Below are 11,811 nucleotides of genomic sequence, written 5' to 3'. Positions count from 1 at the left end.
CAACGTGTGATCATCTGTTGCCGGCCGCGGGGCGCAGAAAAGCGCCGTGCTCGCAGCCCGGTAGTGAAAAGAGGATGGACCAGACTAGCACCGAGGGCAGGGTTTTCCCAGAGTTATTCACAGGGCCATCCACAGGCCGCCGTCGTCCTCTTCCGCGGTAAGGCAAGCAGGGTGTTGACCTGCGGCGCGGCAGGCCTATAGAATTGCCGGTTCTATTCGTCTCCATTCATGCAGAGGGCCCCGTGGCCACCAAGCGTACTTTCCAACCCAGCAATCTCAAGCGAGCACGCGACCATGGTTTCCGCGCACGTATGGCAACCGCCGACGGCCGCAAGATCCTGGCTCGCCGCCGCGCCAAGGGCCGCAAGCGCCTGAGCGCTTGATTGCCGCGCCGCTCCCTGCGGCCGAGGCAGTCCCTACCGTGAACGCATCGAACCCGTGCAGGCGATTTCCTCGCTCTGCGCGGGTTCGTACGCGTGCGCAATATACGATCGTTTTCGATACTGCACGTCGCACCTCGGACCCACTCCTGAGCCTGCACTGGCGCACCGGCGATACGCCGCCGCGCCTGGGCATGGCCGTGTCGCGCAAGGTCGATACGCGCGCGGTTGGACGTAACCGCATCAAACGTGTGCTGCGCGATGCCATGCGGCATCTATTGCCCGAGCTGGCCGGTGGTGACTACGTCATCGTGGCGCGCTCGGCGGCGGCAAAAGCGACCAATCCACAGATCCGCGATGCCTTCGTGCGTCTGCTGCGCCGTGCCGGCGCATTGCCCCTGCCTGCTGCGCCCGGCACAATGCCGCCCGCCAGGACGGTGCGCCCATCCTCCCCTTCCCCGACAGAGCCGGAACTGTAGTTCCGACTGAGCGAGTTGCTGCCCGATGAACCAGACCCGTGTTTTCCTGATTTTTGCCTGGCTGATGGTCGCGGCGTTGCTGTGGATGGAGTGGGGCAAGGACAAGGCGGCTGCCAATGCGCCGGTGGCCGCGGCGACCCAGGCGGTGCCGGCGGCGCGCGATCCGGATGCGGCAGCGCCGAGCGCGGCCAATGTGCCTTCGGCCCAGCCCATTCCGCAGGCCGGCGCGCCGGGCACGGTGCCGGCGACCAGCAGCACTGCGGCAACACCGGCTGCAGCCGGCGCTGCGCCGGTGGTGACCCTGACCTCGGATGTGCTGCGCCTGAAGCTGGACGGCCGCAGCGTGCTCGATGCCGAGCTGCTGCAATTCCCGCAGACCAAGGACGGCACCGCGCCGGTCAGCCTGCTGACCGAAGATCCGGCGCACCCGTATAACGCCACCAGCGGCTGGGCCAGCGAGCATTCGCCGGTGCCGGGTGTAGGCGGCTTCCGCGCCGAGCAGCCGGGCACGACGTTCGAAATGGCCAAGGGCCAGAACACGCTGGTGGTGCCGTTCGTCTGGAATGGCCCCGACGGCGTCTCGATCCGTCGCACCTTTACCCTGGAGCGCGGCCGCTATGCCATCTCGATCAAGGACGAGGTGATCAACAAGAGTGGCGCGCCGTGGAACGGCTACGTGTTCCGCAAGCTGAGCCGGGTGCCGACCATCCTCAGCCGCGGCATGACCAATCCGGATTCCTTCAGCTTCAATGGCGCGACCTGGTACAGCCCGCAGGAAGGCTACGAGCGCCGTGCGTTCAAGGATTACATGGACGACGGAGGCCTGAATCGCCAGATCACCGGCGGCTGGGTGGCGCTGCTGCAGCACCACTTCTTCACCGCGTGGATTCCGCAGAAGGACCAGGCCTCGCTGTACGTGCTGGCCCAGGACGGCCCGCGCGACGTGGCCGAGTTGCGTGGCCCGGCCTTCACCGTGGCGCCTGGCCAAACCGCCAGCACCGAAGCGCGCCTGTGGGTAGGCCCGAAGCTGGTCAGCCTGATCGCCAAGGAAGACGTCAAGGGCCTGGACCGCGTGGTCGATTACAGCCGCTTCTCGATCATGGCCATCATCGGCCAGGGCCTGTTCTGGGTGCTGAGCCATCTGCACAGCTTCCTGCACAACTGGGGCTGGGCCATCATCGGCCTGGTGGTCCTGCTGCGCCTGGCGCTGTATCCGCTGTCGGCTGCCCAGTACAAGTCCGGTGCCAAGATGCGCCGCTTCCAGCCGCGCCTGGCGCAGCTCAAGGAGCGCTACGGCGACGATCGCGTCAAGTACCAGCAGGCGACGATGGAGCTGTTCAAGAAGGAAAAGATCAACCCGATGGGCGGCTGCCTGCCGCTGCTGATCCAGATGCCGATCTTCTTCGCGCTGTACTGGGTGCTGGTGGAGTCGGTGGAACTGCGCCAGGCGCCGTGGCTGGGCTGGATCCAGGATCTGACTGCGCGCGACCCGTACTTCATCCTGCCGCTGCTCAACATCTCGATCATGTGGGCGACGCAGAAGCTGACCCCGACCCCGGGCATGGACCCGATGCAGGCCAAGATGATGCAGTTCATGCCGCTGGTGTTCGGCGTCATGATGGCCTTCATGCCGGCCGGCCTGGTGCTGTACTGGGTGGTCAACGGCGGGCTGGGCCTGTTGATCCAGTGGTGGATGATCCGCCAGCACGGCGAGAAGCCGAGCAAGATCATCCAGGCCAACGCCAAGTAAGTTCAAGAAGGCCCGCCGCAAGGCGGGCTTTCTGCATGTCAGCCCGCATTGAGTGCCTGTTGTCTCTTTCGCCAAGGACGCCGTCGTGACCACATCGCCGTTGCATCGCCTGTTGCTGTGCGCAAGTTGCGTGGGAGTGCTGGCGTTGGCCGGCTGCGGCACGCAGGACGCCAGCGATGCTGCCGGCGCTGCGAAGCCCGCGGCTGCAACGAGCGCTGGCACGCAGGCGGACAAGACCGGGAACGCCACCGGTGCATTGATCGCGCAACTGCGCGAACAGCTGGACCGGCACCGCCGCATCATCGTGCTGCTGGCCGATGAGGACAAACAAACGCCACGCGATCGCGCCACCTCCAGCAGCGTGGGCCAGCAGTTGTTTCATGAAAACCTGGAGCAGCGCGAACGCATTGCCGCATCGTTGGACACGATTCTGGCTTCCAAGGATGCACGCCGGTTCGCGACGATTGCCGCAGTGCTGGACGAGGTGGAATCTGCGTCGGATCTGTTCGATGCCGACCGCCTGGCATTTGCCGAGGTGCTGCGCGATCTGCATGCGCGCATCGGCCGCGACTCTGCATTGCCGGCGGTGAAACTGCATCAGCGCATCGGCGAGGATCTGGAGGCGCTGGACGAGATCGAGCGCAGCTACAACAAGGAGTTGACGCAGATCTTCAGCCGTTTCGATCGCAGCCGCGCCATCGTGCCCAAGCGCGAGAAATGGGGCGACTACGTGGCGCAGTTGCGCACGCTCTATACGCGCGAGAACATCCTGCGCGACCATGGCGTGGTCGAGCCGTACCCGTTCGCCGCGCGCGACAGCGACAGCGAAGTGTTCGGCCGCGACCTGCCGCCCAAGACAGTGGTGCTCACCTTCGACGATGGCCCGCACAAGGCCTACACCGAAGAGATCGTGGCGATTCTCAAGCGCTACGATGTGCCCGGCGTGTTCTTCGAAGTGGGGCGCAACCTCGGCAGCCTGGATGCCAACGGCAAACCGCAACTTGCGCCGCTGTCGAAGATCAGTCATTCGCTGATGGAAGAAGGCTATGCGGTGGGGAACCACAGCCTCACCCACGCACAGTTGTCCAAGACCACCGGCGATGCACTGCGTCGCCAGGTTGTGGATACCGACACCTTGCTGCGTGCGGTGGATGACAAACGTGCGCCGCTGTTCCGGTTTCCGTATGGCGCACGCAATGCGGAAGGCTTGCAGCTGCTGGGCGAAGCCGGCCTGAAATCGATCATGTGGAACATCGACTCGCTGGACTGGGCCGATCCGGTGCCGGAATCCATCGTGCAACGCGTGCTCGATCAAGTGAACAAGGAGCAGCGTGGCATCGTGCTGTTTCATGACATCCACGACCGCGCAGTGAAGGCGCTGCCGCAGATTCTGGATCGTCTGATCGCTGACGGTTACCAGTTCGCCGGCTGGAATGGCCGTGAGTTCTCGGTCGCGCGCGCACCCGGCGCGGCGGCCGATGCCACGGTGACCACCGGCTATGCGAAATCGTGGGCGATCGTGATCGGCATCGACGACTACGCGCATTGGCCCAAGCTGGAATATGCGGCCAACGATGCGCAGGCGATTGCCAGTACCCTGACCGGGCCGTTGGGATTTCCGTCCTCGCAAGTGATCGTGCTCAAGGACGGGCAGGCCACGCGCAACAATATCCTGGCCGCATTCCACGACCGCCTCGGCGAAGGCCGTGCACAAACCAACGACCGCGTGTTCGTGTTCTTTGCCGGGCATGGCGCCACACGACGGCTCGCTTCCGGTCGCGATCTGGGTTACATCATTCCGGTCGACTCGGACCCGCAGCATCTGGCCAGCGATGCGATCGCAATGAGCGATTTGCAGAACATCGCCGAAAGCCTGCAGGCCAAGCACGTCTTGTTCGTGATGGATGCGTGCTACAGCGGGCTGGGATTGACACGTGGCGGGCCGACGTCCAGCGCGTACCTGCGCGAGAACGCGCGGCGTATCGCGCGCCAGATGCTCACCGCCGGCGGCGCCGATCAACAGGTGGCCGATAGCGGACCCAATGGGCATTCGGTGTTCACCTGGGTGCTGTTGCAGGCATTGGCTGGCAAGGGCGACCTCAATGGCGATGGCTTGATCACCGGAACCGAACTGGCCGCGTACGTGGCGCCCGCGGTGTCGGCAGTCTCGGCGCAGACGCCGGCATTCGGCAGCCTGCCCGGTTCGCAAGGCGGCGAATTCGTGTTCCAGGTTCCCAGCGGCGAAGAATTTCTCACTGCGCAGACCGCGCAGCTGTCGGCCGATGCGATTGCGCTCAACTCACGTGTGGACGCAGCGCGCCCTGTGCCGGCCGCAGCCGGTGTGGCAGTGGCTGCAGTGCCGGTGACGGTGAAGACACTGCAAGGTGGCCAGGCCACGCTGGTGTTGCCCACCGCAGCGAAGAGCAGCGATCGCCAACGTGCACAACTGGCCAACGAACGCGGCCTGCAGTTGTACAAGGAAAAGCGCTATGCCGATGCGGCCGAGCAATTTGCCGAGGCACTGAAGCTGCGTCCGGATTTCGCGCTGGCGGCCAACAACCTGGGCTTTGTGTATTACCGTCAGGGGCGCTTTGCCGAATCGGCGCGCTGGCTGGAAAACACCTTGAAGATCGATCCCTCGCGCGCGGTGGCCTATCTCAATCTCGGCGATGCATATGCAAAGGCAGGCGATCGCGACAAGGCGCGCAAGGCCTATGCCACGTACCTGGAATTGCAGCCGCAAGGCAGTGGTGCCGAGCAGGCGCGCGCACAGCTGCAATCGTTGTGACCGGACGCGCGACACGACATGGCGTGCAGACGCCAGACAGCGCGGATGTCGTCATGGGAGGTGATTCAGAAGTGCCTGCAAATACGTGGGTCGGCGCCGTTTAAACTCCAGGTGTCCTTTTTCAATCCACGTAGAGCAGTGCCCATGTCGTCTTCCGCTTCGACCATCGTTGCCATCGCCAGTGCTGCCGGAATCGGCGGCGTGGGCATCGTGCGCCTGTCCGGGGCGCAGTCGGTGCAGATTGCAGCGCAACTGGGAATTGCGCGGATGCAGCCGCGGCATGCGCACTACGCGCGTTTTCGCGACGGGCAGGGCGCCGTCATCGACGATGGCATTGCGCTGTGGTTCAACGCGCCGCACAGCTTTACCGGCGAAGACGTCGTCGAGCTGCAAGGCCATGGCAGCCCGGTGCTGTTGCGGCAACTGGTTGCCCGCTGCATCGAACTGGGCGCCCGCCAGGCACGCGCCGGTGAATTCAGTGAGCGTGCATTTCTCAACGGCAAGCTCGATCTTGCACAGGCCGAGGCGATTGCCGACTTGATCGCAGCCGGCGACCTGCGGGCGGCACGCGCCGCGCGGCGCGCACTGGACGGGGTGTTTTCGCGACGGGTCGATGCGGTGGCCGACACCCTGACCCGCCTGCGTATCCACGTGGAAGCGGCCATCGACTTTGCCGACGAGCCGCTCGACACCTTGGGCGGCAACCAACTACGCGATGGTCTGGGTCAGGCGCGCAACGTGCTCGCCCAGCTGCTGCGCGATGCCGAACGCGGACGCAAGTTGCGCGACGGCCTGCATGCGGTGTTGATCGGTCCGCCCAACGCCGGCAAGAGTTCCTTGCTCAATGCGCTGGCCGGAAGCGACCGGGCGATCGTCACCGATGTCGCCGGCACCACCCGCGACACCTTGCACGAAGCCATCCAGCTCGACGGCTTCGAGTTGACCCTGGTCGATACCGCCGGCCTGCGCGATGGCGGCGATGCGATCGAACGCGAAGGCATGCGCCGTGCACGCGCCGAGCTGGAGCGCGCGGACCTGGCACTGGTGGTGCTGGATGCACGCGACCCGCAGGCCGCCCGCGATGCCATTGGCGATGCCATCGATGCCGTGCCGCGTCAGCTGTGGATCCACAACAAATGCGATCTGCTCGGCAATGCCGCATCGCTCGATGCCAATGCGATCGCTGTCTCTGCCGTGACCGGACAAGGACTGGAGCAATTGCACATCCGCCTACGCGCGCTTGCGCTCGGCGATGGCGTGGACAGCGTCGAGGGCGAATTCTCTGCCCGCACACGGCATGTTCAGGCGCTGCGTCGCGCCGAACAACACGTGGACGCTGCCGATCTGGAACTGGGTTTCGAGCAGCTGGAACTGGCTGCCGAAGAACTGCGCCTGGCACATGAAGCGCTCGGCGAGATCACCGGAAAGCTCAGTGCCGATGACCTGCTCGGCAAGATCTTCTCGAGTTTTTGCATCGGCAAGTGATGCGGCGATGCCCAGCGCGATGAGGCGCGCGGGAACCGTCGGAACCGGGCCGTACCCAGACGCAGCTGCCGCGGCACATCATCTGCGTGGACGGCGATGCGGGCGCAACCTCTCGCACGTCGTCCGAGCACTGCAGGCGCATCGGCCATGCGCGTGCGGTGGACTACATCACCCCAGGCAATGCGGTCCCTAGCGCTTGGTTTTCCGCGTTGCACGCAGCCACCGAGGACACAGCCGGCTGCTTGGCCTGCGCCTGTTCGATCTCGCGGCGTGCGGCGGCCAGGTCTTTTTCGAACGCAGGATTGGCGTGCAATGCGGCGACCGTGGCAGCGCCCACCACGCGGCCCTGGGTGACATCGCTCTGCCAGTGCACGTTGCAGACCAGGCGGCTGTCGCCGAAGGCGCGGCCGCGCGCGAGCAGGGCGTCGCGGTGGGCGGGGGCGATTTCGGACAGGATCAGGCCCCAGGTCCAGCCGATGGCGGTGTGGCCGGAGGGGTAGGAACCGTTCTTGCGCAGGGCCGCGTCATCGGCCGGGGTGCACATCGGTTGCGCGTTGCGCATGAACGGGCGTGGACGCTGATAGCGTGCCTTGGCGGCGCTGGTCGCGGTGCTGGCATCGCGCATGCTGCGTTCGAGCAAACGGATCAGGTGCGGGGTGCTGGTCTGGTCGATCTGTATGCCGAGCGCGCAGCTGAAGTGCGTGGCCGCAGCCGGAAAGCTCAGCACCGCGTCCTGCGCGGCCAGCTCCCAGCGCGGTGTCCCGCGCAGGGCGAGCATGGCCTTGGCCACTGCCTCGTCGTTGGCGAGCGCAGCGCTGCCCTCCTGCGGTGGCGGTGGCACCAGCTGCACGCTGTCGGGCAGTTGTTGTTTCTCCAGGTACCCATGCGCATCGGTGGCGAGCACCGAATCTTTCGCGGCTGCCTTGTCCCGTGCACTTGCGATGCCGCTGCCGATCAACAGCGCGGCGATGGCAACGCTGACCAGCGTCCGGTGAGAGTGGCAAGCAATGCGCTGCGACATGGCAACCTCAGACAACACGAATGGAAGAGCCCGCAGATTACGACGGCTCGATGACAGCTGCATGCCAACGCGACGCAGCAACGGCCAGGGATGCGAAACGGTTGTCGTTGCACTGTCATGTTTCGGTCGCATCGACGCAAGACAACTGTCGCACGCTTGCCGCCATCTTTTGACTCGTCCCCAACGCCGCTCATGCCCAAGACCCATCAGTTAAGTGCCGCCGTTCTCGCCGCGCTCGTGCTCGCGCCTGCCGCTTACGCCGCCGACCCTGAGGTGTCTGCCGATACCGGTGCGACCGTGCAGCAACTCGATGCGGTGTCGGTGATCGGCCAGGGCGAAACCCGCCAGGTGCAGCGCATCACCCCGCAGGACATTGCGGTGTTGCCGCCGGGCACCAGCATCCAGAAGCTGCTCAACCGCATGCCGGGCGTGAACGTGCAATCCAACGATGCGTTCGGTGCCAACGAAGAATCGCAGACGATCAGCCTGCGCGGCTTCAACGGTACGCGCCTGGGCTATACGCTCGACGGCCTGCCGTTGGGCGACAACGCCTATGGCAACTACAACGGCCTCAACATCAGCCGCGCATTGATTGCGGAAAACTTCGGCGGCGTGGAGCTGGCCTCGGGCATCGGTGCGTTGGGCACGGCGTCGACCAGCAACCTGGGCGGCACCATCCAGTATTACTCGGCCGATCCGTCCAGCGTATTCGGCGGGCAGGTGTCGCAGACGGTGGGCTCCGATGCCAATCGGCGCACCTTCCTGCGCGTGGATACCGGCGATTACAATGGGTTTTCGGCGTATGTGTCGGGCATCAATGCCGAAGCCGACATGTGGGCGCGCCCGGAATCGCCGACCACCACGCGGCAGTTCAATGCCAAGGGCGTGTACCAGTTCGATGGCGGCAAGCTGACCGCATTCGCCGATACCTCGCGTACTTCGCAGGCCGACTATGCGTACCTGTCCAAGAGCGGCATGGCGCGCGGCCTGGGCTGGGACTGGAATCTGTACGCGCCGGACTGGAACCGCGCATTGGCTGCGGCGTATTGCGCACCGGCCACGCGCAATGCCGCGCGTTGCGGTTTCAGCGGCGGTGTCGACAACATCGACGATGCGTATTACCAGAGCCGCGCCTTGCGCGACGACGACCTGTTCTACGTGGCCGGCGATTTCCAGCCCAACGATGCGATCAGCCTGCACACGCAGGTCTATCACCATGAAAACAAGGGCCAGGGCCACTGGTGGTCGCCGGGCCAGGCATCCAATCCGGGTACGCCGCAGGCATTGCCGATCTCCATCCGCAGCACCAATTACTGGATCAACCGCACCGGCGGCATCGCCTCGCTCGGTTGGGATCTTGGCCCGCATCATCTGGAAGCGGGCCTGTGGTACGAGCGCAATCATCACGATGTGGAGCGCAATTTCTACTGGATCGATGGTCCGGTCAGCGACGACAAGTTCCTTCAGAATCCCAATCGCCGTTTGTTCTCGCAGAACTACATCATCACCACGCGGCAGTTCTACGTGCAGGGCAATTTCAGGTTCCTGGATGAGCGTCTGAGCCTGGACCTGGGCGTCAAGAGCCCAAGCACCGAAATGACCGCGCGCGAGACGCCGGGCGTGGCAGTGGAAGCGCCGGTGGCCACCGGTTCGCTCAAGGCCAGCGAATCGGTGTTGCCGCAGATCGGCGTGGGCTATCGCCTGGCCGAAGGCCAGGAAGTGTTCGCCTCGTACGCGGAAAACATCGCCGCGTTCCAGGGCGGCGGCGCCGGCGGCCCGTTGCTGGTGACCCAGGCCTCGTTCGATGCCAGCGTCGGCGCATTGGAGCCGGAGAAATCGCGCACGCTGGAAGCGGGCTATCGGTTCGTGCGCGACCGCTTCGAAGCCTCGCTGGTCGGTTACGACGTCACCTTCGATAACCGCCTGCTTTCGCTCAACCCCTGCGCCAGCATCCAGCAGGGCACCACGCCCGCATGCACCACGCGCTTCTTCAACGTCGGCTCGGTGAGCAGCCGCGGCGGCGAACTGACGGTGATCTGGAAGCCGACCAGCTACCTGCAGTGGTACAACTCGGCCTCGATCAACCGTTCGACCTACGACGACAACTACGTGCAGAACGGCGTGGTGATTCCCACCGCCGGCAAGTACACCGTCGACACGCCCAAGCGCATGTTCGCCAGCGAACTGGCCTTCAATTACGGGCCGTGGAATCTCAACCTGCGCGGCAAGTACACCGGCCAGCGCTACTACACCTACACCAACGACCAGGGCTTCGGCGGCTACACCGCCTTTGATGCGGGCGGTGGTTATGACTTCGGCCAGGTTGGCGTGCTGCAGGGGCTCAAGCTTTCGCTCAATGTCACCAACCTCACCGACAAGCGTTACGCCTCCAACCTGACGGCCTTCGCCAATAGCGATCCCAACGGCCGCCAGCTGGCCTTCCATGCCAGTGCGCCGCGGCAGGTGTTCTTGACGCTGGATGCGAAGTTCTAAGGAGGGGAATCGGGATTGGGAATCATAAGAGCCGGTCTTGCGGTTGCTTACCGAATTCCGGTTTCCATCGACGCAGACAGTTTCAGGCTGGCGAACAAGACGTCGCGAGTGATGTTCCGGCGGGTGCTGACGATGCAGCGGAAGCGGGATGTACAGTCGTACCTCCCGCGCCGCCTATCGACCAGACTCGCCCGGCGGTCAGGCGTCGATTCGGTACCTGTTTTTCGTTGGAGAGATGCATGATGCAGTTCGGTCGTATCTGGTTGGTGGGAGCGATGATGGTTGGCATGAACGGCCCGGCAGTTGCCGAAGCGCCGCTGGCCAAGACGGTGCAGATCTTTGCGCACCGCGGCGCCAGTGCGCTGCGTCCGGAACACACCCTGGCCTCCTATGCCAAAGCCATTGTCGATGGCGCCGATTTTGTCGAGCCGGATCTGGTGTCCACCAAGGATGGCGTACTGATCGCGCGGCACGAGAACGAGATCGGTGGCACCACCGATGTGGCCAGCCACCCGGAATTCGCTGCGCGCAAGACGCGCAAGACCATCGACGGTCAGGCGATGGAAGGCTGGTTCACCGAAGATTTCACCCTGGCCGAGTTGAAGACGCTACGTGCGCGCGAGCGGCTGCCGCAGCTGCGCGGCACGCGCTGGGACGGGCAATTCCAGATCGTGACCTTCGAGGAGATCATCGATTTCGTCGCCGCAGAATCGGCAGCGACCGGCCGCACCATCGGGCTGATTCCGGAGATCAAGCACCCCAGCTATTTCAAGGCGCTGGGCCTGCCGATGGAAGACAAGGTGCTGGCCACCTTGCAGGCGCATGCCTATACCCGGACTGCGCCGGTGATCATCCAGTCGTTCGAGACCGGCAATCTGCGCTATCTGCGCGACAAGATCGGGCGCACCAGCAACATCGGCCTGCTGCAGTTGCTCGGTGGCGCGCAGATGGCGCTGCCCGATGCCGGCACGGACGATGCGCCGAAGACCTACGGGCAGATGATCACGCCCGACGGCCTGAAGCAGGTCGCACGCTATGCCGATGCGATCGGCCCCGACATCCGCAGCATCATCCCGCTGGATGCGCAGCAACGTTTGGGCGCGCCCACCAGCCTGGTGCACGACGCGCATGCGGCGGGGTTGCAGGTGCAGCCCTACACCTTCCGGCCGGAGAACTATTTTTTGGCCGCCAACAACCGCAGCAGCGGCGCGGTGACCGAGCGCAACGACGCCGGCGCGTTGGTCGAGTTGAAGGCGTATCTGGATGCGGGCATCGATGCGTTCTTTGCCGACGACCCGGGCCTGGCGCGGCGCGCATTGAGCGGGCACACCTCGCGCTAATCAGCATCTGTAGGAGCGCGCCAGAGCGCGACGGGCTCTAGCGGTACAGCCCGTCGCGCGCAGGCACGCGCCTAC

At 64.8% G+C, this 11,811-nt stretch carries 8 protein-coding genes; 7 read left to right on the top strand and 1 reads right to left on the bottom strand.

Translation table 11 applies throughout. The features are described 5' to 3' along the window. Nucleotides 1-242 precede the first annotated feature (242 nt). The 5 genes from rpmH (at nt 243) to mnmE (ending at nt 6,882) form a co-directional block, all read left to right on the top strand. Nucleotides 243-383 (top strand): 50S ribosomal protein L34, encoded by a 141-nt coding sequence (gene rpmH / locus ACCQ16_RS20970; protein ID WP_002805908.1) that lies wholly within the window; start codon nt 243-245, stop codon nt 381-383. Nucleotides 384-421: 38 nt separating this feature from the next. Next, nucleotides 422-859 carry a ribonuclease P protein component gene (gene rnpA / locus ACCQ16_RS20965; RefSeq protein WP_007968218.1) on the top strand — a complete coding sequence of 146 codons (438 nt, stop codon included), beginning with the start codon at nt 422-424 and terminating at the stop codon, nt 857-859. Nucleotides 860-884: 25 nt separating this feature from the next. Then, entirely contained in the window at nt 885-2,609 is a 1,725-nt protein-coding gene (yidC, locus tag ACCQ16_RS20960; RefSeq protein WP_008573001.1) for a membrane protein insertase YidC, read from the top strand. 85 nt (nt 2,610-2,694) lie between these two features. Then, entirely contained in the window at nt 2,695-5,397 is a 2,703-nt protein-coding gene (locus ACCQ16_RS20955; protein WP_343237593.1) for a polysaccharide deacetylase family protein, read from the top strand. A 144-nt stretch (nt 5,398-5,541) separates the two neighbouring features. Beyond that, entirely contained in the window at nt 5,542-6,882 is a 1,341-nt protein-coding gene (gene mnmE, locus ACCQ16_RS20950; RefSeq protein ID WP_065613855.1) for a tRNA uridine-5-carboxymethylaminomethyl(34) synthesis GTPase MnmE, read from the top strand. Nucleotides 6,883-7,045: 163 nt separating this feature from the next. Here mnmE and ACCQ16_RS20945 read toward each other — a convergent pair whose 3' ends face one another. Then, on the bottom strand, nt 7,046-7,903 hold the full coding sequence (locus ACCQ16_RS20945; RefSeq protein ID WP_218488973.1) for an acid phosphatase: 858 nt from the start codon (nt 7,901-7,903) through the stop codon (nt 7,046-7,048). 192 nt (nt 7,904-8,095) lie between these two features. Here ACCQ16_RS20945 and ACCQ16_RS20940 point away from each other — a divergent pair, with 192 nt between their 5' ends. Further along, nucleotides 8,096-10,396: a TonB-dependent receptor gene (locus tag ACCQ16_RS20940; protein WP_057682036.1), complete on the top strand. Its 2,301-nt coding sequence runs from the start codon at nt 8,096-8,098 to the stop codon at nt 10,394-10,396. Nucleotides 10,397-10,635: 239 nt separating this feature from the next. Further along, complete coding sequence (locus tag ACCQ16_RS20935; RefSeq protein ID WP_057682037.1) at nt 10,636-11,736, top strand: glycerophosphodiester phosphodiesterase; 1,101 nt, start codon at nt 10,636-10,638, stop codon at nt 11,734-11,736. Nucleotides 11,737-11,811: the final 75 nt, after the last annotated feature.

This window comes from Xanthomonas sp. NCPPB 1062 (assembly GCF_041481705.2).
In the GTDB taxonomy this organism is placed as follows: Bacteria; Pseudomonadota; Gammaproteobacteria; order Xanthomonadales; family Xanthomonadaceae; genus Xanthomonas; species Xanthomonas euvesicatoria.
Note: the sequence above shows the minus strand (reverse complement) of the source record. Positions and strands in the feature narration are given on the sequence as shown.

Coding starts and splice junctions, on each gene's coding strand:
- yidC (WP_008573001.1), top strand. CDS start 885: ATGAACCAGACCCGTGTTTTCCTGATTTTTGCCTGGCTGATGGTCGCG.
- mnmE (WP_065613855.1), top strand. CDS start 5,542: ATGTCGTCTTCCGCTTCGACCATCGTTGCCATCGCCAGTGCTGCCGGA.
- ACCQ16_RS20940 (WP_057682036.1), top strand. CDS start 8,096: ATGCCCAAGACCCATCAGTTAAGTGCCGCCGTTCTCGCCGCGCTCGTG.
- ACCQ16_RS20935 (WP_057682037.1), top strand. CDS start 10,636: ATGATGCAGTTCGGTCGTATCTGGTTGGTGGGAGCGATGATGGTTGGC.
- ACCQ16_RS20945 (WP_218488973.1), bottom strand. CDS start 7,903: ATGTCGCAGCGCATTGCTTGCCACTCTCACCGGACGCTGGTCAGCGTT.